This window comes from Streptomyces sp. NPDC031111 (assembly GCF_055570675.1).
This window is the reverse complement of sequence record NZ_JBVIGS010000008.1, coordinates 140,297-161,922: the sequence shown is the minus strand read 5'-3', so window position 1 is coordinate 161,922 and position 21,626 is coordinate 140,297. Positions and strand designations below refer to the sequence as shown.

At 69.7% G+C, this 21,626-nt stretch carries 24 protein-coding genes and 2 pseudogenes; 18 read left to right on the top strand and 8 right to left on the bottom strand.

The features are described from left to right. Window positions 1-73: 73 nt before the first annotated feature. The 6 genes and pseudogenes from ACZ470_RS18470 to ACZ470_RS18445 all read left to right on the top strand — a co-directional run. A pseudogene (locus ACZ470_RS18470) lies at window positions 74-432 on the top strand (amino acid permease); the annotation flags it as partial. 122 nt (window positions 433-554) lie between these two features. Continuing rightward, complete coding sequence (locus ACZ470_RS18465; protein WP_468428384.1) at window positions 555-842, top strand: hypothetical protein; 288 nt, start codon at window positions 555-557, stop codon at window positions 840-842. A gap of 49 nt (window positions 843-891) precedes the next feature. After that, on the top strand, window positions 892-1,020 hold the full coding sequence (locus ACZ470_RS18460; protein WP_468428383.1) for a hypothetical protein: 129 nt from the start codon (window positions 892-894) through the stop codon (window positions 1,018-1,020). Window positions 1,021-1,479: 459 nt separating this feature from the next. Then, window positions 1,480-2,475 carry a LacI family DNA-binding transcriptional regulator gene (locus ACZ470_RS18455; RefSeq protein WP_468428381.1) on the top strand — a complete coding sequence of 332 codons (996 nt, stop codon included), beginning with the start codon at window positions 1,480-1,482 and terminating at the stop codon, window positions 2,473-2,475. Window positions 2,476-2,667: 192 nt separating this feature from the next. Next, window positions 2,668-3,123, top strand: coding sequence for an RpiB/LacA/LacB family sugar-phosphate isomerase (locus ACZ470_RS18450; RefSeq protein ID WP_468428380.1), 456 nt, complete (start codon window positions 2,668-2,670; stop codon window positions 3,121-3,123). Between the two features lie 203 nt (window positions 3,124-3,326). After that, window positions 3,327-4,706 carry an MFS transporter gene (locus tag ACZ470_RS18445; protein ID WP_468428378.1) on the top strand — a complete coding sequence of 460 codons (1,380 nt, stop codon included), beginning with the start codon at window positions 3,327-3,329 and terminating at the stop codon, window positions 4,704-4,706. Between the two features lie 54 nt (window positions 4,707-4,760). Here the strand turns inward: ACZ470_RS18445 and ACZ470_RS18440 are convergent, their stop codons facing one another. From ACZ470_RS18440 to ACZ470_RS18430, 3 genes are all read right to left on the bottom strand, one after another. Then, window positions 4,761-5,600, bottom strand: coding sequence for a DUF899 family protein (locus ACZ470_RS18440; protein WP_468428660.1), 840 nt, complete (start codon window positions 5,598-5,600; stop codon window positions 4,761-4,763). Between the two features lie 167 nt (window positions 5,601-5,767). Continuing rightward, the gene (locus tag ACZ470_RS18435; protein WP_468428658.1) at window positions 5,768-6,307 is read right to left on the bottom strand and encodes a GNAT family N-acetyltransferase; all 540 of its coding nucleotides are present in this window, start codon (window positions 6,305-6,307) and stop codon (window positions 5,768-5,770) included. 134 nt (window positions 6,308-6,441) lie between these two features. Next, the gene (locus tag ACZ470_RS18430; protein WP_468428376.1) at window positions 6,442-7,044 is read right to left on the bottom strand and encodes a TetR/AcrR family transcriptional regulator; all 603 of its coding nucleotides are present in this window, start codon (window positions 7,042-7,044) and stop codon (window positions 6,442-6,444) included. Window positions 7,045-7,203: 159 nt separating this feature from the next. Here ACZ470_RS18430 and ACZ470_RS18425 point away from each other — a divergent pair, with 159 nt between their 5' ends. After that, window positions 7,204-8,058 (top strand): NmrA family NAD(P)-binding protein, encoded by an 855-nt coding sequence (locus ACZ470_RS18425; protein WP_468428374.1) that lies wholly within the window; start codon window positions 7,204-7,206, stop codon window positions 8,056-8,058. 218 nt (window positions 8,059-8,276) lie between these two features. On the opposite strand, the gene ACZ470_RS18420 is transcribed toward ACZ470_RS18425, so the two are convergent. Beyond that, window positions 8,277-9,173: a LysR family transcriptional regulator gene (locus ACZ470_RS18420; protein ID WP_468428372.1), complete on the bottom strand. Its 897-nt coding sequence runs from the start codon at window positions 9,171-9,173 to the stop codon at window positions 8,277-8,279. 321 nt (window positions 9,174-9,494) lie between these two features. Here ACZ470_RS18420 and ACZ470_RS18415 point away from each other — a divergent pair, with 321 nt between their 5' ends. The 4 genes from ACZ470_RS18415 (at window position 9,495) to ACZ470_RS18400 (ending at window position 12,363) form a co-directional block, all read left to right on the top strand. After that, window positions 9,495-9,827: a YciI family protein gene (locus tag ACZ470_RS18415; protein ID WP_468428370.1), complete on the top strand. Its 333-nt coding sequence runs from the start codon at window positions 9,495-9,497 to the stop codon at window positions 9,825-9,827. A 95-nt stretch (window positions 9,828-9,922) separates the two neighbouring features. Beyond that, entirely contained in the window at window positions 9,923-10,567 is a 645-nt protein-coding gene (locus ACZ470_RS18410) for a dihydrofolate reductase family protein (protein WP_468428369.1), read from the top strand. After that, on the top strand, window positions 10,564-10,788 hold the full coding sequence (locus ACZ470_RS18405) for a hypothetical protein (protein WP_468428367.1): 225 nt from the start codon (window positions 10,564-10,566) through the stop codon (window positions 10,786-10,788). Before ACZ470_RS18410 ends, ACZ470_RS18405 begins: the two co-directional genes overlap by 4 nt. A gap of 165 nt (window positions 10,789-10,953) precedes the next feature. After that, complete coding sequence (locus ACZ470_RS18400) at window positions 10,954-12,363, top strand: SMI1/KNR4 family protein (protein WP_468428365.1); 1,410 nt, start codon at window positions 10,954-10,956, stop codon at window positions 12,361-12,363. Window positions 12,364-12,398: 35 nt separating this feature from the next. Here ACZ470_RS18400 and ACZ470_RS18395 read toward each other — a convergent pair whose 3' ends face one another. Then, window positions 12,399-13,316 (bottom strand): PhzF family phenazine biosynthesis protein, encoded by a 918-nt coding sequence (locus ACZ470_RS18395; RefSeq protein ID WP_468428363.1) that lies wholly within the window; start codon window positions 13,314-13,316, stop codon window positions 12,399-12,401. A 130-nt stretch (window positions 13,317-13,446) separates the two neighbouring features. Between ACZ470_RS18395 and ACZ470_RS18390 the strand changes: the two genes are divergently transcribed. Together ACZ470_RS18390 and ACZ470_RS18385 are read left to right on the top strand one after the other, a co-directional pair. Further along, window positions 13,447-14,211, top strand: a complete 765-nt coding sequence (locus ACZ470_RS18390) for an ArsR/SmtB family transcription factor (protein WP_468428656.1) — start codon at window positions 13,447-13,449, stop codon at window positions 14,209-14,211. A 273-nt stretch (window positions 14,212-14,484) separates the two neighbouring features. Beyond that, entirely contained in the window at window positions 14,485-15,411 is a 927-nt protein-coding gene (locus ACZ470_RS18385; RefSeq protein ID WP_468428362.1) for an NADP-dependent oxidoreductase, read from the top strand. Window positions 15,412-15,413: 2 nt separating this feature from the next. Here ACZ470_RS18385 and ACZ470_RS18380 read toward each other — a convergent pair whose 3' ends face one another. From ACZ470_RS18380 to ACZ470_RS18370, 3 genes are all read right to left on the bottom strand, one after another. Further along, window positions 15,414-15,848, bottom strand: coding sequence for a MerR family transcriptional regulator (locus tag ACZ470_RS18380; protein ID WP_468428360.1), 435 nt, complete (start codon window positions 15,846-15,848; stop codon window positions 15,414-15,416). Between the two features lie 156 nt (window positions 15,849-16,004). Beyond that, window positions 16,005-16,892 carry a hypothetical protein gene (locus tag ACZ470_RS18375; protein WP_468428359.1) on the bottom strand — a complete coding sequence of 296 codons (888 nt, stop codon included), beginning with the start codon at window positions 16,890-16,892 and terminating at the stop codon, window positions 16,005-16,007. 43 nt (window positions 16,893-16,935) lie between these two features. After that, window positions 16,936-17,769, bottom strand: a complete 834-nt coding sequence (locus tag ACZ470_RS18370) for a helix-turn-helix transcriptional regulator (protein WP_468428357.1) — start codon at window positions 17,767-17,769, stop codon at window positions 16,936-16,938. A gap of 117 nt (window positions 17,770-17,886) precedes the next feature. On the opposite strand from ACZ470_RS18370, the gene ACZ470_RS18365 reads away from it, so the two are divergent. The 5 genes and pseudogenes from ACZ470_RS18365 (at window position 17,887) to ACZ470_RS18345 (ending at window position 21,587) form a co-directional block, all read left to right on the top strand. Continuing rightward, window positions 17,887-18,951 (top strand): aldo/keto reductase, encoded by a 1,065-nt coding sequence (locus ACZ470_RS18365; RefSeq protein ID WP_468428655.1) that lies wholly within the window; start codon window positions 17,887-17,889, stop codon window positions 18,949-18,951. A 26-nt stretch (window positions 18,952-18,977) separates the two neighbouring features. Beyond that, window positions 18,978-19,091 (top strand): annotated as a pseudogene (locus ACZ470_RS18360) (SDR family oxidoreductase); the annotation flags it as partial. 77 nt (window positions 19,092-19,168) lie between these two features. Continuing rightward, entirely contained in the window at window positions 19,169-20,194 is a 1,026-nt protein-coding gene (locus tag ACZ470_RS18355; RefSeq protein WP_468428355.1) for a zinc-binding dehydrogenase, read from the top strand. Window positions 20,195-20,448: 254 nt separating this feature from the next. After that, window positions 20,449-21,222, top strand: a complete 774-nt coding sequence (locus ACZ470_RS18350; protein ID WP_468428354.1) for an SDR family oxidoreductase — start codon at window positions 20,449-20,451, stop codon at window positions 21,220-21,222. Between the two features lie 38 nt (window positions 21,223-21,260). Continuing rightward, the gene (locus tag ACZ470_RS18345; RefSeq protein WP_468428352.1) at window positions 21,261-21,587 is read left to right on the top strand and encodes a nuclear transport factor 2 family protein; all 327 of its coding nucleotides are present in this window, start codon (window positions 21,261-21,263) and stop codon (window positions 21,585-21,587) included. Window positions 21,588-21,626: the final 39 nt, after the last annotated feature.

The window sequence follows — 21,626 nt, the reverse complement described above, 5'->3', positions numbered from 1 at the left end:
ACCTCCTCGACCTCGGACGAGCCCGGCTCGACGTCGGGGACGACGCGACCTATTCCAGGGTGCTCCAGGCGGCGACCGGCACCTGCCGCACGCCCTGGCCGTAGTCCAGCGGAAGTTCAAGGTGCCGCACCGCGCCGAACTCGTCGTCGGCGCGGTGGTGGCGGTGGTCGCCGCGACAGCCGACGTGCGCGGGCGATCGGGTTATCCTCCTTCGGCGTGCCGGCGTACCACGCCGTCGTCGACGCCTCCGCCTGGACCCTCACCCCGGACGAGGGCCGCACGGCGCGGGCCGTCCCGGCCGTCGGGCCGGCCGGCTGCCTCGCCCTGGCCTCCGCCCTCCCGGCGTCCTCGGTGATCTGGGGCACCGCGGTGCCGGCCCTCGGCGTCGCCGCCTACCGAGTGCGCCGCATGATGCCCACGCGCGGTTCCTGAGACGCCTCGCCCTCGCCTACCGGCCGGAATACCACTGGGGCGTGTATCGAGTCGTGATCAGACCGTCTGCTGCACAAGCCGGTGGTGGCCGCCCGCGGGGACTCGCGTGAGATCCTCCGTCCATGAACAGCGACCTGGAAGTAAGTGCTTTGGCGATCAATGTCACGATCCCGCAGGCGCTCCGCTGGACGGACACCCGACGCGGTGAAGCGTTCACGCTCACCACACTCAACGTCCGGCTCCTCCCGGACGGTCACCTCGCCGTAAAGGCCTATGGCCGACCCGTCGGTGGTGGTCGGGGCGCATACGTCTCGTTCCCGGTCCCCGACAAACCCGAACTGGCGTCCCTGGTCGCAGACGCTGCCAGCCGCGCCGCAAAGTTGTGGGCCGCCCATCGTGGTCTCGGCTGAGCCAGTTCGACTTGATGGCGGGAAGGACAGGTCTTCTTGCATGACGCGAGTGCAACTGACAGATGAGCAGTGGGAGTTCATCGGGCCGTCGTACCTGCCTGTCGGCGAGTACGGCCCGGCGGTCGTGATGCACCTTGCCGAGGGCGCCGCACCCGGCGACGGCGAAATCTACGGCTGAAGGCCGCTCTCGTCATCTTCTGGCTCTGCCCGGTGAACACGAGGCACTCATCTTCCTGTTCTACGGGCTGCGGGGCGTGGCCTGCCTGCTGTTCGCGCACCCGTTCCTGCTGTGGATCCAGGTCTCCACCCCGCCCGAGGTCCAGCGGCCCCCGCCGTGGCCAGGCATCCGATGCGTTTGCGCTGGTCACGATCGAAACTCAGACGCAAGGCGGGTGATGCTCCCGTCACAGTCAACCGCGTGCGGTCCCGACTCCGCACCCCGGCAGTGTGCCGGGTCAACGCCGTTTCCGGGCTGCGGCGGGGCAGCCGCCAACACCCCTTCCGCACAGGCCAGGACCGCAGGTGAGGGGCCGAGCGCCGAGGCCACAGTTCCGTCTCGACCCTTGCCTCTTCGTTCCCCGTGTGAAACCTTTACGCCATAAGACGCATGGAAACGTTTCCACGAGGAGGTGGGGCGATGGCTACGATCAAGGACGTCGCAGCCAGGGCAGGGGTCGCGCTGGGAACCGCATCGCGGGTGCTGAGTGGCAGCAGCCAGACCTCCGCCGATTCCCGGGCCCGGGTGCTCGCCGCTGCCGCTGAGCTCGGTTACGTCGCCCACGGGCCGGCCCGGTCCCTGCGTCGGGCCCGGACGGATGTGCTGGGGCTGCTGGTGTCGGACATCCGCAACCCGTTCTTCTCCGAGCTGGCTCACGCGACCGAGCAGGAGGCACGCCGGCACGGTTTCACCGTGCTGCTGGCCAACGCCAACGAGGACGCCGAGCAGGCCGACGCCTATCTGCGGACCTTCGCCGGCCAGCGCGTCGACGGCCTGCTGTTCTCGCCCCAGGACAACATCTCACCGCAGCTCGCCGCCACACTCGCCTCGGGGATGCCGCTGGTCTTCCTCAACCGGACGGTCGAGGGCGTCGACGCACCGCTGTACGGCACGGACAACGCACAGGGCGTGCAGCAGGTGCTCTCCTGGCTCGAACGCCGGGGCCACCGCGACGTCGCGTTCATCGGCGGACCGGAGACGATCTCCACCGGTGCCGAGCGCCGTGCCGCCTACGTCGCCGGCCGGGCCGCCCACGGCATCAGCACCGACGACCGGCTGCTCGACGCCGGTGACTTCCTGGCCGGCGGCGCCGCCGAGGCCATGAGCCGCGTCATCGACCGCGGGGTGCCGTTCACCGCCGTGTTCGGCGCGAACGGCCAGACGACCCTGGGCGCGGTGCGTGCGCTGCGGCAGCGGCTCGGCGTCGAGCGGGCGGCCCGCATTGAGGTCGTCTCCTTCGACGACCTCGACTGGTTCGAGTTCGCCTCACCACCCATCAGCGCGGTCCGTAACGACGCCTCGGCCATCGGCCGGCTCGGGGTCCGCGGGCTCATCGATCTCCTCGCCGGCCGTGAGGCAGTCGGTCAGCGCATCGCGACCACCTTCATCGACCGAGCTGTGCGGGGCACCGGTTGAGTGCCTCGGCAGCCCCCGCGCCTCTCGCCCAAGCCGCACCGACACGTCCTCGGCCGCCGGCAATGGCCTGAACACCCGAGTCCGTCGCCGCCGCTGCCGGCACCGACGGCAGGAACAGCCGCGCCGCCCGGAGAGCGCGGAGGCGTTCGCGGCTGACGCGAGACAGTACGCCCTGCTTGAAAGGAACAAGCCATGAAGGTCGCCCTCGGCGCAGACCACGCCGGTTTCCCGCTGAAGGACGCCGTGCGGAAGGCCATCGAGGTCCTCGGGCATGAGGTGATCGACTGCGGCACTCACAGCGAGGCCCCCGTCGACTTCCCGGACATCACCCGCTCGACCTGTGAAGCGGTGCTCGACGGATCGGCCGATCGGGCCGTGCTCGTCTGCGGTACCGGCCAGGGCGCCGTCATGGCTGCCAACAAGCTGCCCGGCATCCGCTGCGGTCTTGCCCACGAGCCGTACTCCGCCCACCAGGCCGTCGAGCACGACGACGCCAACGCCATCGCGGTGGGGGCGTGGCTGGTGCCGCACGCACTCGTACCCGACATCGTGCGCGAATTCCTCAACGCCGTGTTCGACGACGACGAGGCGACCCGTCGCCGGGTCGCCAAGCTCAACGCGCTCGACGACCTGACCCCGCCCCTCTGACCCTCACCGTCTCATCCCTCGCACGGACGGACCGTCCGTCGCGCTGAATGACGCCGAAGGCCCCGGCCCCTGCACGGCCTCGCCAGGCGTCTGTTCGTCATGCCCGCAATTCCCGGACAAGGGAATCGGCCTCGCTCGGGCGGCCCCCTCCTTCTCACCGCATTGACGCCGACCTGGTCGGCGACCTACCAAGGAGACCTTGCATGTCCACCAGCGCCACCGCCGGACGGCGAAGCGTGCTCGGCTCGAAGGACCGCGTCAAGACCGCGGTCGCTGCGGCCATGGGCACCAGCGTCGAGAACTACGATTTCATCGCCTACGGCACCGCCTCCGCGCTCTACTTCGGCGCGGTCTTCTTCCCCGAGAGCGACCGGTTCGTCGGCACCCTGCTCTCCTTCGCCACCCTGGCCGTCGGATTCGTCATGCGCCCCCTGGGAGGCGCCGTCGGTGGCTACTTCGCCGACAGGTTCGGACGCAAGCCCGTCCTGGTCACGGCGATGATCGTCATGGGTGCCGCGACCTTCCTCATCGGCGTACTGCCCACCTACGAGCAGGTCGGGGCCCTCGCACCGGTCCTGCTCGTGATCATCAGGATGCTGCAGGGCCTGGCGTTCGGCGCCGAATGGGGCGGCGCGATCACCATGGCCTACGAACACGCGCCCTGGCACCGCCGCGGCATGTTCGCGGCGATACCGCAGTCCGGCAACCCCCTGGGCATCGCCCTGGCCAGCGGCGTGTTCGCCTTCAGCGACACACTGGAGGGCAACTGGCAGTGGAGGACGCCGTTCCTGCTCAGCGCCGTCCTGGTCGTCGTCGCGCTGATCGTCCGCTCCCGCCTGTCGGAGTCCCCCGAGTTCCAGGAAGCCCAGGCCACCGGCAAGACCGAGAAGAACCCCCTGCGGGCTACCCTCGCCGGCGACTGGCGCGGCATCCTGCGCGTCATCGCCCTGCGCGTCGTGGAGTCCTTCGCCTACTACTCCACCGCGACCTACCTGCTCAACTACATCACCGACCGCGACCCCGCTCTCCGGCCCGTCGCCCTCGGCGCCATCACCGCCGCCAGCATCCTCGCCATCGCCGTGACCTTCCTGGCCGGCGCTCTCACCGACCGCATCGGACGCCGCCCCATCTACATCGCCGCCTGCACCGCGGCGATCCTGTTCGCCTTCCCGATGTACGTGCTCACCAACTCCGCCCAACCCGCCCTCGTCGTAACGGTGTTCATCATCGGCATCGGCCTCATCCACGCCTCGCTCACGGGGACCCAGGGGGCCTTGCTCACCGAGCAGTTCCGCACCGCGACCCGCACCTCGGGTGCCTCACTGGGTTACCAGATCGCCGCGGCCATCGGCGGCTTCGCGCCGTTGCTCGCCGCCGCGCTGGTGGGAGCCTTCGGCTGGCCGGGCGCCGCGCTGCTCTACCTGGGCGCGGCCCTGATCGGCCTTGCCGGCATCCTCTCGACGAAGGAGACCTGGGGCCGCAGCGAACGGGAGCGCGTGTGGCGCCTCGTGGCCGAGGAGAACGCCGGCCAGGCACCGTCACAGACAGCCGCGCCCCTGCCTGCCTCATCCGCGTCCCGCTGAAGGCGAATCCGCGCCCAGGACGTCGATCGGGCTGCCCGATCACGCGTCACGCGATCAGTGGCGGTGATCGGGCTCGGTCGCCGGGCCGGTGCCGGTGGCGCCCAGGTCATCGGAGTGGTCGGCGTCGACGCGCGGCCACTGTGCAGTGGGACGTCCACCCGGCCACTCCCCCAGCGGCGGCCAGTCCGGAGCCCCGCCCAGGGTCCGCGTGGCCTGCCCGAGGCGCGGCCAGCCTGCCGGTGAGTCCTCCCAGTCCTCCTGACGCCCGAACACCGTGAGATCCATGAGCGCGTAGCTGTAGTCCACCGCCTCGGCCCCGCGACGCTTGGTCCAGTACGTCTCGAAGACGCGGTCGCCGTCGCGCAGGTAGCACACCAGGTGGAACAGGCCGAGCTCCCGGCCGACAAGAAGCGACTCGAGCGAGGGCTGGGCGGAGTACCACGGCATCGCCCAGCCCATGAAGGCGCGGTAGCGCAGGCTCTCCTCGTACGACGTCTGCGCGTCCCCGAAGCCGTAGGCCGTGTTCCGCCCCTGGCAGAACACGGCGAAGGTGATGTCGCGGGAGTGCAGATAAGCCAGCTCGCCCACGTGGCTCATCACCCATGTACAGCCTTCGCACTGCTCAGCGGCCGGCCGGCCGGGCCACCACATGAAGTAGTAGGCGATCATCTGACGCCGCCCTTCGAACGCATCCAGGAGCGTCATGGGGCCGTCCGGCCCCAGCAACGGGCTGTCCGCGGCCACCTCGACCATCGGGAGCCTGCGGCGCGACGCGGCGATCGCGTCGCCTTCACGGGTGTGGGCCTTCTCCCTCGCCCGCAGCCCCTCCAACCGCTGGTCGAAGGTCGCGCGGTCGACGACCGGCGGTTGCGCCTTGCTCGGGTTCCCGGACATCAGCGGCTCCTGGGCTCGCTTCGGTGCGACCACGGGTCACTCCTCAGCAACGTAGTCGCAGGTCTGGGTCGCCGTCATGCGCAATCCGACCCGGCTCCATCGTCTCCGAACATGCCGGCGACCGCCGGGTGGGCCGGTTCGAGGGGTCCAAGCTGCCGAGCGCGGGCTCAACCGGAGCGCGGCATCGGGGACCGCAGGCCGAGCCACTGCTCAGCCTCCCAGGCCGGGAAGCGCTCAACCTCGGTGAACCCCAGCTTCGCCGCGAGGCGCATCGAGCGGACGTTGGCGGTCTGGGTGGCGAGCACCATCGGCTCACCGGGAAGAACGCCGTCGAACCAGTCGAGTGCCGCCGCACATGCCTCGGCGGCATACCCGAACCCCCACGCCCGTGGCAGGAACAGGTAGCCGAGGTCGGCCTTCCCGGCCGCAGCCGGACGATGGTGCTCCGTTGCTCTCCTGAGCAGGATCTGGCCGATCATCGCTCCGTCCAGATCAACGACGAAGCTCCCTGGCCACCGCTCGGGCACCTCGGGCAACTGGCGCTCGAGCTCATCATGCGGCCGGGGACCGCCGAGGTAGGTGTGCACATCCGGCGACGCCAGCAGCTCGATGAACGCCGCGCGGTCCCGGGCCTCGGGCTCGCGCAGCACGAGCCTCTCGGTCCTGATCGGTGCAGGCGGCCACGCAACGGGTCCGAGATCATCCATGCCGGCCAGCCAATCAGCAGGCTCAACAACGATCAAGACTCGCGGTCCCTCTTGCCCGCAGGGCGGAGCGCCGGCCCTGGAGCACGGACGGTGTGGTGCGGTGCCGTTCCGGGATCCGCGGCTGTGCCGCCACGTCACCGTTCGCCAGAAGCGGAGGAGCGCCCTCGGATTCCGTCCAGAAGGTACACGGTGCGGCGGTCGTAGTCGTCCCGGGGAGGCCGCTCGCCGTGCTTGAGGGCGAGGGCGTTGTCGACGACGAGTGCGTGGAGGTCGCCCGCCGTGAACTCCGGCCGCAGCGCACCGGAGGCCCGCGCCGCCGCGGTGAGCTCCTCGTTGGCCTCGCTTCCGACCCGGCAGATCTCCATGAGCTGCTGCGAGTGCGGATACGTCTGCAACAGGACGTCGTTGAAGGCGGGCTGGCGGTACTGGAGGTCGCGTATCGCGGTGAGGTAGTACGTGATCCGCTCGCCGACGTCGTCGACGGTCCGAGTGCGGTCGATGACGGCGAACAGCTCACTCGCCACGACCTCTTCGATGACGGCTTCGATGAGGCCGATCCGGCCGCCGAACCGGTTGAAGATGGTGGCCTTGCTCACCCCTGCCGCCTTGGCGACCTCCTCCAGCGGCACCGTCAGGCCCTGTCCCTGGAAGGCGCCGATCGCGGCAGAGCGGATCTGTTCGGAATTGCGCCGGGCGTCGGCGCGCAGCCGGGATCCCGAAGGCACCGCACCGGCCATGACCCTCACCGTCTCTTCCTGTCGCCCGTCGTCGTAATTTGACTCGCTGGGTCAGCTTACCTACGGTCGTGGACAGAACAGAACCTGACCAGTGTGGTCAACTTATGATTCCGCCCACCGCCAAGACGGACACCATGGGCGGTCAGGAAGGTCAAGGACATGATCGTTGTCACCGGCGCTACCGGCGGACTGGGCGGCGCCACCGTCGAGCACCTCCTCGAGCGCGTACCCGCCGACCGGATCGGTGTCAGCGTCCGCGACACCGCCAAGGCGCGGCACCTCGCCGAACGCGGCGTGCGCGTGCGGCAGGGCTCCTACGAGGACCCGGCCGCGCTGCGTCACTCGTTCTCCGGTGCCGAGCAGGTCCTTCTGGTGTCCGGCAACGACCCGGCCGCCGACATGGTCAGCCTGCACCGCAATGCCATCGAAGCCGCGGTCGCGGCCGGCGCCCGGCGGGTCCTCTACACGAGCCAGCAGGGCGCCGTCCCCGGCAATCCGTACCGGCCGTCGGACATCCACATCGCCACCGAGGCGATCCTCGGCGACTCCGGAGTCGCCTGGACCGCACTGCGCAACGGCGCCTACGGCCCGCTCGATCAGATTCTCGGCCCGTGGCAGCAAACCGGCGTGATCGCCCAGCCGGAAGACGGCCCCGTTCCGTATACCGACCGTGCCGACATGGCCGAGGCCACTGCGGTCATTCTCGCCGGTGACCGCTCCTTCGACGGCCCCGTCACCCTCACCGCTCCGACCGCCCTCACCTTCGACGATCTCACCAAGATCGCCTCCGACCTCACCGGTCGCACCGTCAGGCGCATCGTCCTGGACGACGAACAGTGGGTCGCCGACCAGATCGCGATCGGTGTGCCGGAGCAGACGGCCCGACTCATGCTCACCTGGTATCAGGCCGCCCGCGCGGGCTACTTCGCCGACGCCGACCCTCTGGTGGCCGAACTCCTCGGCCGCGAGCCCCGCACCGCCGCTGACCGGCTCGCAGCCCACATCACCGCCTGAAGCCGAGCGTCTCCCGATCGCCTGATCGTTGATCCCGGCATGCCCGTGACCGACGCGCAGCGGCCGCGGACCGAGCCACCGACCGTTGGGGATTTCAGGCGGCGGTCGCGGTGGCCACCGTCGCGGCGAGCTCACGAGCACGGTCGTGGGCGTCGGACATGGATGCCTCGTGCAGCGGGAGAAGCTCCGCCAGGGACGGTGTGTGGCGGGCAGGCCAACTACTGGACCAGCGGTCCAAGTTGTTCGACGATCTTCGCGAACGACAGGACCGCGTCGGTTTCGGCGCTGGTGCGCCAGATCAGTGCCCACCGGGTCGGAGCGGCGTCGCGGATCGGGACGTATGCGATGTTGGGTCGGGCGAAGAAGCGGGCGGCCTGGAGGTGCACCTGCGACACGGCCTCACCGCTGGTGATGATCAGCAGCACCTCCATGAAGTCGGAGGCGGTTGGACCGACCCGGATGGGACGCCCGCTGGGGGTGTGCGTCGGGACCATGGCCTCGCGCCAGTACGCGGGCGCGTCGAGGTTGATGGTGACCTGGTCGGCGAGGTCCTCCAGGCCGACCGACGCCTGGCCTGCAAGCGGATGGCCGGAGGACATGGCGAGCATCACCAGCTCGATGTGGATCACGGGCCCCACGGCCAGATCGGGCTCCCGAACGGGGAGCCACACCACGGCGGCGTCGAGCTCGCCGGTGCGCAGACCGGCGAAGGGGTCGGTGAAACCGATGGTGCGGATCTGCACCTCGATACCGGGCCGCTCCGCGGCGAACGCGTCGAAGTAGGGCCGCAGGTCGTCCACATTGGAGGAGATCATGCCCAGGCGCAGCACCCCGACCGTCCCACGGGCGGCCTGCTCCGCGCGCCGCAGGCTCTCCCGCACCTGGCGGTGGACCGGCGCCAGGTCGTCGACGAGTCGGCGCCCGATCGGAGTGAGCGTCACCTTGCGGCTGGTCCGTTCGAACAGCGCCGCGCCGATGCGGCGCTCCTGTGCCTTGACGCACTGGCTGACCCGGGACGGGGTGACGCGCAGCCGCTCCGCCGTCCTGCCGAAGTGCAGCTCTTCGGCGAGCACCAGCAAGATCTCGATGTCCCGCAATTCCACGACAGCCCCCATGGCTTGACCTGCTTGAGAACGCGCCACGCTACCTCGCTGCCGAGGTCGGCGTACTGCTGGTCGGCCGTGGCCGTGTCAACGCTGCCCGACGCGGATGGGATGTGCTGCGGCGGACCGGATCGTTTAGCGCCGGGTTAACGCCGCAGTCCAATTCAGGCGTTGATCACCTCGAGCGCCGCGGGGCAGCCTGGACGGGCACGCCTTCGGCTCGCGGGGCGGCGTTGTGGAGGCACCGGGCGGCGAGGGCTACGAGGCATTCAGCCCGATCATCATGCACGGCAGCGCCACGTTGAACCGACATCTCGTGAAGGGACACAGCTGGTGAAGTACGCGCTGGTGTACGCCTACGACCCCGTGCAGGCGGGGCCCGGGCACGGCGAGATCGACGAATGGGTGGAGCTGGATGCCGCGCTCAAGGGGGCCGGGAACTTCGTCCACGAGTCCGGGTTCCAGCCGGCAGTCCACGCACGGACCGTCACCGTGCGGAACGGACAGGCGCAGGTGCGGGCCGGCACCGTGATCGGCGCGGGCACCACGGTCGCCGGATACATCGAGATCGATGTGGCGGACGAGGATGCCGCGCTTTTCTGGGCAGAGCGGGTGCCGACGGCTCGCTACGGGCAGGTCGAGGTCCGCCGGATCGTCGAGTACTAGTCGCCCCGGCTTCAGGCGCCGGTCCCGGATGCAGCGATGGCTGCGCCGGGCCCGGAAAGCCTTACCACCGTCATCGACAACAACAGGAGAAACACATGACTCAGCTGCTGAGAGTGCAGAACTTCAACGTCTCGAGTGACGGGTTCGGCGCTGGTGAGGGCCAGAGCCTTGAGCGTCCTTTCGGTCATGCCGATCCCGGGGAGCTGTTCGCCTGGGCCGGCGCCACGGCGAGCTGGCCCGGGCGCACCGACCCCGGTGGGAGCCGGGGCCTGGACGACTACTTCACGCGGGACTACGCGCGCGATATCGGCGCCGAGATCATGGGGCGCAACAAGTTCGGGCCGCAGCGCGGGCCCTGGCAGGATCACGAGTGGAAGGGCTGGTGGGGTGACGAACCTCCGTTTCACACCCCGGTGTTCGTCATGACTCACCACACGCGCCCGTCCTTCACGCTCTCCGACACGACATTCCACTTCGTCGACGGCGACCCGGCCGCGGTCCTCGCCCAGGCGCGGGAGTCAGCGCGGGGCAAGGACGTCCGGCTCGGCGGCGGGGCCGGCGTCATCCGGGAGTTCCTCGATGCCGACCTGGTCGACACCCTGCATGTGGCGGTCTCGCCGGTGAAGCTCGGTTCCGGGTCGCGGCTCTGGTCGTCCCCCGATGAGCTACTGGACCGCTTTCACCTGGAGGTCGTGCCCAGTCCGAGCGGAGTGACGCACCACCTGTTCTGGCGAAAGTGACGGTCCTCGACGAAGGCTACGGTGGCGACCCGCTCGGTCAGGTCTCAATCGAGGAGGCCGGCGTGGTGGGCGAGGATGGCGGCCTGGACCCGGTTGGTGGCGTTGAGCTTGGTGAGGATCCGGCTGATGTGGGTGAGCTTGGCCTTGCAGCCTGTGCTGCCCGTTGGCCACCTCGCCTCTTCGGCGGCGCGGTGGTCGGCGGAGTGCCAGGGCGGTTGTGACTCAACGGTTCGCGAGGACGAGGGGGCGGACGGTGGCGGGCGTGTCTCTCTTGCATACGGTGCCGTCGGCGGGGTGAGTGCCGTGGATGAGGGCGGCGTTCTCGGACCCTGGACGCGCGGGGCCCCGCGACATTGGATGTCAGAGGTGCCGCGTACGGTCTGCGCATGGTTGATCAGAGGCCCTATGATGCATCGATACTCGACTTCGCGACCTGGGAGCCCGTGCTGCGACTCCTGCTGGCCAACGAGCCGCAGAGGCAGGCTGCTCGGTCTGTCCGTGTGGCGGGACGCATCGGCCGGCACGGCTGGAGTCTGGCCCTGGAGCGACAGCTGCCGCCGCCGGGCCGAGCCGCCCAGGTGGAGGACATGCGGGAGGAATTCGACGCGGTGGAGCGGGTGCAGAGCGCCCTCGCGGACGCCGGCGTCGACGACGTCTCGTTCACGGCGGAGATCCAATCGACCGGTAGGACCGTGCTCCGCCTACTGGCGCCCAGCCCGGCCGTGGAATCCGGCATCGGCACCCCCCACCCGGGGGCGCTCATCCTGGTCGACGGTTCCCTTCCCGAGCCTTGGCGCCGTCTCCCTGATCCGGTGCCCGGGGCGGTCGCGGCCCCTTCGGCAGACCCGGAGTTGCTGGAGCGGACGCTGCGCGAGCGGTTGCCGCACGCCATCGGCGCGACGGAGGAGGAGATCGCCGCCACCGAAGCGCGCCTCGGCGTCACGCTGCCCGACGAGCTCAAGGTGCTTTACCGAGTGACACGGGCACGGTGGGAGGACCACGGCGACGACTACGAGGCAGAGGAACGGGAATCCGCAGCGGTCGGCTGCGAGCTTTTCGACCTCAACGGCCTGTACATCGCCGACGCGTCATCCCGCCATTGTCGCTGGGAGTTCGCGGCGATGGAGGCGGTCGTCACCACGCCCGACGCCACGGTGCAGGGCCTTGTCGGCTCACCCGGCTGGATCGCCTTCGGTGACAACGGCGGCGGAGACCGCCTGGCCGTCGATCTGACACCCGGCCCCCGCGGACACTTGGGACAGGTCATCATGCTCTCCCACGAGGAGAACACCGGCGCCGCACTCGTTGCCGATTCCCTCACCGACCTGGTGTTGGGCCGGCCCGGCGCAGAGCCCGGCAGTCGGCACGATCAGCAGCCACCAGTCGTGGCGCGGGTCAACATCGCGAGCCTGAAGAGCGTCCAGGCCGCTGCCCACCCCGGCCTGGAAGTCCTGTCCATCGGCGTCTGGAACGGTGCGCCGTTCAGTCTTGCCCCCGTCATCGGGCTACCCCGCCTGCGCACCCTTACCGCCTACCCCGGCACCCTGGCCGACACCCTGGAGATCACCGAGCTCACCGGGCTGGAGTTCTTGGAGCTCGGCCCGGCAGAGTGGCGAGTCCTCCTCGACGCCGGAGCCGTACCGCGCAGCCTGTCGGCCGCGGCCATCGTGGTACACGGCAATCAGGACCCCCTGCCCATCGTGGCCATCGCGAACGAAATCCTGGCTCTCTGGGACCGGCCCCAGATCATCCAGACCGTTGTCGAAGGAGACCTCGGGGCCCGCGTTCAGCCCTGAGCCGGGTCTTCTCGCTGAGCACGGGTGATCACCGGCTACGGCCGCGACGCCACCGTCGGCCGGATTCCGATCGCGGCTCCGGCGACGCGCACCCGTGGATCGCCGGCGCGCAGGTCGACCTCCAGTAGTGACGGGCGGCCCATGTCGTGTCCCTGGTGGAGGGTGAGCCTCGCGTCCGCGGGGACGAGGGCCAAGTCACGGGCGTAGGCCCCGAACGCCGCGGCCGCGGCGCCCGTCGCGGCGTCCTCCACCACGCCGCCGACCGGGAACGGGTCACGGACATGGAAGACGGTCGCCGTTTCGCGCCACACCAGCTGTACCGTCGTCAGGTCGAGCCGCTGCATCAGCCTCATCAGCCGGTCGAAGTCGTAGTCCAGGTCAGCCAGTCGCTCACGGGTCGCGGCCGCGAGAACCAGGTGGCGCACGCCCGCGAAGGCGATCTTCGGAGGCAGGGCGGCATCGAGTTCGCCGGGCTCCCAGCCGAGCGCCGCCAAGGCCTCCGTCACATCGGCCGTGGCAGCGTCGTACACCTGGGGCTCGACGCTGGTGAGGGTGGCCTTCAGTACGCCGTTCTCCTCTCGGACGGTGACGGGCACGTGGCCCGCGGCGGTGTGAAAGCCGAAGTCGCCTTCGCCGAGACGCTCGCCGAGCGCTACCGCCGTGGCCACCGTGGCATGGCCGCAGAAGCCGACCTCCGCCTTGGGGCTGAAGAATCGCAGTGTGAACGACCGACCGTCGTCCGGGTCGGGTCCGGGAGTGACGAAGGCGGACTCCGAGTAGCCGAGTTCGGAGGCGATCGTCACCATCTCGGTGTCGCCGAGGGCGGAGGCGTCCAGGACGACCCCGGCCCCGTTGCCTCCGGTCGGGCTGGTGGTGAAGGCGGTGTAGTGCAGCACCTCGGCGGTCAGCCGGCGGGCCGGTTCGGTCGCGGTGGTCTTCGTCGAGTCCGTCATGGCCAATCGTCCTCTCTTGCGGGGTGCGCTTCTCAGGGGGCTCTTGCCGGGCGTTGCTCTCATGGAGAGATGATGCAAGCCGGACGCTTCGTCGTACGTAAAAGTGTTGATGTCGTACGCTGCGATCGTGATGGACGAGCCGCTCAAGCAGCAGACCGATGTAGCCCGCGCCGCAGCGCTGATCTCTGATCCGTCGCGGGCCCGGATGCTCAAGTGCCTGGCCGACGGCCGCGCCCTGTCGGCGAGCGCGCTCGCCGACGAGGCGGGTGTCAGTGCCGCCACCGCGAGCGTGCACCTGGCCAAGCTGGTGGAGGGCGAGTTCGTCACGGCCGAACGGCAGGGCCGGAACCGCTACTACCGCCTGGCCGGTCCGGACATCTCCGCCGCCCTGGAAGCCCTCGCGCTGATCGCGCCGCCGCTGCCCGTCACCTCGCTGAAGCAGAGCAACCGGGCGGGCGCCCTGCACCGCGCCCGCAGCTGCTACGACCATCTGGCCGGACAGCTCGGTGCCGGCTTGATGGGCGCGCTGCTCAACCGCGGCGCCCTGGCCGGTTACGACGGTGTCCACCGCCCCGAGAGGGCCGTGCGCGACCGCCCCGCCTCCTATGGACGCGACATCCGCTACGAGCTCACCGACAGGGGCCGGGCACAGCTGAGCGAACTCGGCGTCGACACCGACCGGTTGCCGCCGCGCCGTCCCGCGGTGGGCTACTGCGTCGACTGGAGCGAGCATCGGCACCATCTGGCCGGCGGACTCGGAGCGGCACTGACGGCCCGGCTGTTCGAGCTGGACTGGGTGCGCTGGGGTGCGGCGCCGCGCGTGGTCCACGTGACCGACGAAGGGGCGGCGGGTCTGGAGCGTTCGCTCGGCCTGACTCTCGCGCGACAGGGATGACCGGAGAGCGCGACGCGTGCGGCGCGCGAGCCGGCCCGGTCCGCAGCGGCCGCGGAACTGTTCGTACACCACGACGAACAGCGCCTGTTCACCGACGCCCCGCTCGAGGACTTCGACGCGAGGCGTCCAAGCTTCTGCTTGAGCGCGTGCGGACGTTCCTCTCCTCGGGAGTTACTTGCGTCACGTCGCCTTGAACCTGACATTGACGTCAAGGATTAGCTTGGCGACGTCATCGGCTGAGTGCCGGACGAGAACCTGAGAAAGGAACATGTGATGAGCACAGCCCTGGGGTACCGGACCTTCGGTTCCGCCGACGTCCAGGAGTTCTTCGAGAGGCCCGTTCCGTCGCCCGGGCCTCTCGAAGTCCTCGTCCGTGTCGCGGCCGCGGGAGTCAACCCACTCGATCACCTGCTCCGGTCCGGACACGTCCGGGAGTTGAACGGCCATGTGCCCTTTCCGCAGGTCCTGGGAATGGAGGCGGCCGGCACCGTTCTAGCGGTGGGTGACGATGTGACCGACTTGGCGGTCGGCGACCGGGTCACCGGATTCGCCCTGACCGGTGCCGGCACATACGCGAGGACGACTCTGCTGCTCGCCGAGTCCACCGCCCGCATACCCGACGAGTTGTCGGAGACCTGGGCGGCGACCATCCCCGTCGCCGGCACCACCGCGCTCGACGTCCTGGACCAACTCGCGTTGCCCGCCGGGGCGTCGCTGCTCGTGAACGGCATTGGCGGCGGCGTCGGAATCGCCCTCGCCCAGATCGCGCGGGCGCGCGGCCTCGTCGTGGTCGGTACCGGCAGTGCGGCGAAACGGGAGCGCGTAACGGCGACCGGAGCAGCCTTCGTGGACTACACCGCAGGCGATGTCGTGGCCCGACTCCGGTCGCAGGCCCCTGACGGCTTCGACGCCGTGGTCGACACGGTCGGCGGAGACTCCCTTCGGAGCGTCGCCCCACTGGTGGCGAAGCCGGACGCGCTCATCTCTGTGGGTGATCAGTCGGTCACCGAACTCGGTGGCGCGATGGTCCACCGCCGTCTCGACCGGAACAGCCTCGAGCGAGTCGCAGAGCTGATGGTCGCCGGGCGGCTCGATCCCAACATCACGGCGACTTATCCACTGGCGCAGGCGGAAGAGGCGCTGGCGCTGGTCGAGTCGGGCCACGCGTCGGGCAAGCTCGTCATCGACATGCGGCTCTGATCTCAGGCCTCGCAGTGATGTGCGCCCCCGGCAGGAAGAGGACCGCGCCGGCCCGCGCCGAGCCGGTGCCGGGTGTTGGCCTCGATCAAGGCACTGAGGGAGTCCCGGGTTTCGACGAGTCGGCTGATGTCGGCGGTCAGGCGGTCCCGCTCCCTCACCATCGTTCCGAACGCCTCCTCGTGGACGTCGGCGTCGTCACTTTCCACACAGGGCAGCAGCTGGGCGATCACCTTGGTCCCCAGTCCCGCGTCGAACAGCCGCCGGATGAGATGGACCCGCGCGACCTCCGTCGCGGCATAGCGCCGCTGCCCGCCGCCGGACCGTACGCTGTGGATCAGCCCTTGCTGCTCGTAGTACCGCAGTGATCGGGCGCTGGCGCCCGTCAGCCGGGCCACTTCTCCGATCCGCAGGGTCGCAGGGGTCGGCGTCGAGGTCACGAGGCAGCCCTCCCGCACATCAGCCAGTACCGCATGACGACAGCTTAACCAGCCCATGAAGCCGGATCATGGGGTGCGGCGGATGACTGTCGCACGCCCTGGTCGAGTGGGTCACCCTGCTCATCGCCTTTTCCGCCGTCGGAACTTCCGTGTTTCTCAGTACAGGCCGAGAGAAATGAAGTGCGAGGCGACGAGCGGACCTGCCAGGGCGAGGACTGCCATGGCCGTGGCCGTGCCGAGGCTGATGAGGAAGACGAAGACGGCGAAGATCAGTGTGCCGGTGGTGCCGCGGCCGACCTGTGCCTCCGTCCTGCCTTCCGGGTCGTAAAGGATCTCTACTTGCTCCGCGTGCTCGGACGTACCCGTGAGCCGACGGACCCGGCCCTCCAGGTCGGTGAACTCATAGGCACCGGCGTACAGCCGCCGGCCTTCAACGAGGACGCCGTGGTTGCGCAGCCACCACACCTCCCGTGTGAACTGCCAGCCCCCGTACACGAAGTGGCGCAGTGGTATCGCAAGGGAACCGAACAACCAGCACATCAACGCGAGATACCACTCGTACGCGCCGAGGACACCGGCGATCAGCATCGCCGCGGCCACCAGCAGGTAGAGCGCCACGGCCACGCGTGAGGCGGACCGGCGCCGGTCGGCGGGCGGTTTCGCGACCGGTGTCTCGGTCACCAGCAGGCTGCCGTCGGCTCGGGGTTCGGCCGAGTCCCGGACGGGCAGCTTCCGCTGGAGTGCGTCGGTGAAGGCCCGCACCGCCGGGGCGCTGTGGCCGTGTACCGTCCAGGACGTCGGACGGATCGTCCGCGGCGCGGTGAGTACGACAGCGAAGCTGCGTTTGGCGGGCCCAGGGGTCTCTATCCGTTCGATGCCGCTGATCGGTATGCGCCTGTCGAGGCGCGGTGTCTTCAGGATCAGCGTGCTTTGCTCGAGCCGCGCCTCGAAGCCGCGGCGGCGTCCGGGCAGGATCACAGCAGAGGCGGTTTCCGAGGCCGTGCTCGCATCAGAAGACGTACCCGCTGTCTCGTCCGAGGTCATGGAAGGAGATTAGAGCAGCCCGCTCCCGCCGCACCGGCGGGCATCACCGTGCGTACAACCGGTCCAATGCGGCCTGGCTCTCGTCGTCCGCGGCGCGGCAGATCATCAAGCGCTGGCCCCGGTCCTGAAGCGGCATCAGCACTTCGAAATGCACCGCGATCTCACCGACTTCAGGATGCCGCATCAACTTGCGCCCGCGGCCGTTTACCTTGACGTCTCGCTCGGCCCACAGCCGCGCGAATTCCTCGTTGTGTGTGATCAGTTCGGCGATGAGTTCGGTCAGCGCCCGGTCCTCCGGATGCGCCGCCCATGCGGCCCGCAGGTGGGCGATTCCCTCCCGCACGACGCGATCGCGGTCGAGATAGAACTCGCGTGTCTCCGGATGTACCAGGCACAGCCACATCGAATTGCGCTGCGTCGGCGGCAGCGTGTCGAAATCCAGTAGGAGCCTCGCCATTTCGCCGTTCCAGGCGAGGATGTCGAAGCGGTGGTTCATCAGCATGGCTGGCAGCGGCGACAGGTCGGCGACCAGCCGGGCCAGCGGCGCCGCCGCGGTGGTGGCGGGCTTGTCGGTGTTGCGGGGGCGCTGCTGGGCCAGGTCGAAGAGGTAGGCGCGTTCGTCGGGGGCCAGCCGCAGCGCCCGGGCCAGCGCCTCCGCGACGTCCGCCGAGGGCCGCAGCCCGCGGGCCTGTTCCAGCCGCACGATGTAGTCGATGCTGACCCCGGCCAGCTCCGCGACCTCTTCGCGGCGCAGCCCCGGAGTCCGCCGGGACTGCCGACGCGACGGCAGGCCCACGTCACGCGGGTTCAGGCGCTCGCGCCGGGTCCGCAGAAACGCGGCCAGCTCCTGTGTCGGGTCCACGGTGCGGCTCGTCATGTTCGCTCTAACCGCCAAGGTAGGACCCGTGTTCCCAGGAACTGCCTTCCCTTACCCCCGGCTCACGGCGGTCACAGGCTTGTCCTCGACGACGCATCACACGCACAGGAGGACATGATGCCGCTCACCCTCGACACGTACAGGCTGCTGGGCCGCTCCGGGCTGCGGGTCTCACCGCTGGCGCTGGGTACGGCGACCTTCGGCACCGATTGGGGCTGGGGCGCGGAGCGGGACGAGGCGCGCAAGCTGTTCGACCTCTACGTCGAGCGCGGAGGCAACTTCATCGACACCGCCAACACCTACACGAACGGCAGTTCCGAGCGTCTGCTGGGCGAATTCACCCGCGACAACCGCGAGAGCCTGGTGCTGGCGACGAAATACACGACGTTGCGCCGCCCCGGCGACCCGAATTCCGGCGGCCCGCACCGCAAGAGCCTGTTCGCTTCGGTGGAAGCCAGTCTGCGACAGCTGAACACGGACTACATCGACCTGCTCTACCTGCACGTATGGGATTTCACGACACCGGTCGAGGAGATCCTGCGTGGCATGGACGATCTGGTCCGACAGGGCAAGGTCCACTACGTGGCGATCTCCAACGCCCCGGCCTGGCAGGTGTCGCGCATGCAGGCGATCGCCGATCTGCGGGGCTGGTCCCCGCTGGTCGCGCTGCAGATCGAGTACAGCCTGGCCCAGCGCACCGGGGAACGGGACCTGATCCCCATGGCACGTGAGATGGGGCTGGGTGTCATCCCGTACTCCCCTCTGGCCGGCGGCGTGCTCACCGGCAAGTACAGCCGCGACGACCTGACCGCGGCGAACGTCGCATCCGACGACGGCACCCGCAGGAACTTCAACGTCACCTTGGGCACGGTCACCGAACGCAACCTTGTCATCGCCGATGTCGTGAAGGAGGTCGCCACGGAGCTGGGCCGCACACCGGCCCAGGTGGGGCTGGCCTGGACCCTCCAGAACCCGGACGTGACGTCACCGATCATCGGTGCCCGCACCCCCGCACAGCTGGAGGACAATCTGGGCGCCCTGGAGGTCGACTTCACCGCCTCCCAACTGGCCCGCCTCGACGAGGCCGGCGCGATCGCTCTCGGCGCGCCGCACGACCTGCTCGCGAGTGACCACATCCGCAAGGTGACCGCAGGCGACCTGAAGATCGAATCCCGTCGCTGATTTCGCCACCGAGTCCTGAGAGAAGGCGCTCGATGGCCCGCAGCTTCTCCCGAGAGCTGCTTCCGCGTGGAATCCGTGTCAACGCCGTCAGCCCCGGTCCCATGGACACGGGAATTCCGGAGAACACGATGACCGCGGAGGGCTCAGGCCCGACCACGACCGACCCGGCCGACCCGACCATCCCGACCCGACCTCGACCGACCGAGAGGCTCTCATCATGGCCGTCCATGGCTCACACGCCGTCGTCCTGCGCAAGCACCGTACGGATCTGTCCCAGCCGCCCAGCTCGCTGCTGGAGGTGATCACGCTCCCTCCGCAGGAGCCGACCACCGGCCAGGTTCGGGTGCGGAACCTGTACCAGCACGTGATCGCGGCGAGCGGCGACCTGATGTTCGAGACCACCCAGATCCCGGTGCCCGTCTTCCAGGTCGGCGAGCCGATCCACGGCACCGCGATCGGCCAGGTCGTCGAGTCGCGTGCCGACGAACTGCCGACGGGAACCGTCGTACTGCACAGGGCGGGCTGGCGCGAGGAGAGTGTCCTGGGGCCCGGCGAGGCGTTCCCCGTGCCCGACGGCGTCTTCCCCGGTCCCGAGTACCTGCTCAACCAGGGTGTGCCCGCCTACCACGGGATGGTCGACATCGCCGAGGTCGGTGAGCGTGACGTCGTCCTCGTCAGCGGGGCCGCCGGCGGCGTCGGTTCGATGGCCGCGCAGATCGCCAAGGCACGTGGCGCCGCGTACGTCATCGGCATCGCCGGCGGGTCCGAGAAGGCCCGTTACCTCGTCGAGGAACTCGGGCTCGACGCCGCCATCGACTACCGCAACGAGGACCTTGACGAGCGGCTCGCCGAATTGGCGCCCGAAGGGATCACCGTCTTCTTCGACACCGTCGGCGGTGCCCAGTTCGAAGCCGCGCTCCGGCACACGGCGTTCGGCGCCCGCTTCGCGCTGTGCGGTGTCCTCGCCGGACAGGTCGGCGGAGGGGACGGCGGGCGCCCCCGCCTGGACATCATGACCGCGCTGGTCCACGAGGTGCGGATCCGCCCCTTCACCACCCTGCACACCCTCGAGCAGATCCAGGCCTGGAACAGTCACTACGCCCAGTGGTACGCCGAAGGCCGGATCAAGTTCGCGCACACGCTCCTCGAAGGCACCCTCCAGCGTGCCATCACCGCCCAGGACGAACTCCTCTCCGGCGTGCACCGCGGCAACGTCATCGTGAGGATCGCCCCCAACGGCTGAAGCCCTGGAGTGGCGTACCGGGCTCCTCCCGGGCAGGGATCCGGTCACCGTGCACAGCGCACGGCGCAAGTCGTAGCTTCCGGCGTCTCATCGCTCGGTATCCCTCGTTCACCGCAGGCCGGGGGCGGACGCCACCTGGCGGCGTTGGCCCGGGCGCCTTGGCGCGCTGCTCGGCCGAGGTCGTCGTGCTCCGGCCCCGGTCCAGTCCCGTGCGGCTTGACCCTCTCCCCGCGGGAGGGTGGAGGGTCCTGGGCATGAGCAACGCAGATCTTGACGGGCGTGTGGCCGTGGTGGCAGGTGGCAGCAAGGGAGCCGGGCTGGCGACGGCACGTCGGCTCGGCAGTGCGGGGGCGCGAGTCGTCACCATCGCCCGTACGCCGCCGGAGACGGCCGACCCCCTCTTCGTCCAGGCCGACCTGGGCACTCCCGAGGGGGCGGCGTCGGCGGCCGCGGCAGTGGGCGAGCGCATCGGTGTGCCGGACATCCTGGTGCATGTCGTGGGCGGCTCCCGCGCCCCGGCCGGGGGGTATGCGGCGCTGGATGACGGAACGTGGGCGGAGGAGCTTGCCCTCAACTTGTTCTCGGCGGTCCGGCTGGATCGCGCGCTGGTCCCTGGGATGACCTCCCGCGGGTCGGGCTCCGTGGTGCATGTGACCTCGATCCAGCGTCGGATGCCGCTGCACGACTCGACGCTCGCGTACGCGGCGGCCAAGAGCGCCCTGGCCGCCTACAGCAAAGGCCTCGCGAACGAGGTCGCGCCGAGCGGTGTCCGGGTCAACTCGGTCGCCCCCGGCTTCATCCGCACCGACGGTGCGGAGCGTCTCCTCGCGCGGCGGATGAGCGAGGGCGGTGTCTCCCGCGAGGCCGCGCTCGACGACCTGATGCTGGTCCTCGGCGGTATCCCGCTGGGGCGGCCCGCCGAACCGGACGAGGTGGCCGAGCTGATCGCCTTCCTGGTCTCGGACCGGGCGAGCGCGATCACCGGCGCCGAGCACGTCATCGACGGCGGCACCATCCGCACCCTCTGAGCCCACCCCGCGACTCGACATGAAGGACACCCTGGGAGATGACCATGGACGACATCCAGAAATTCGCCGAGGAGTACTTCACCGCGGCGACCGACCCCGACCACGAGCGCTACTTCGCTCTCTTCGACGACGACGTCGTCGTGCACGACGAAGGACGGAGCCACCAGGGCCTCACCTCCGTACGCCGCTGGCGCTCCGAGGTTCCGCCCGTGCGCTACGACCTCCGCGGAGTCACCGGGTCGGCCACCGCGTGCGAGGCCGTCGCGGCGGTCTCCGGCGACTTCCCCGGCAGCCCGGTCACCCTTCGCTTCACCTTCGAACGGGACGCGCAGGGGAAGATCACACTGCTGGACATCTCGCCCTGAAAACGGCACCAGCCCCCGGTACGGGCACGGACGACGAGG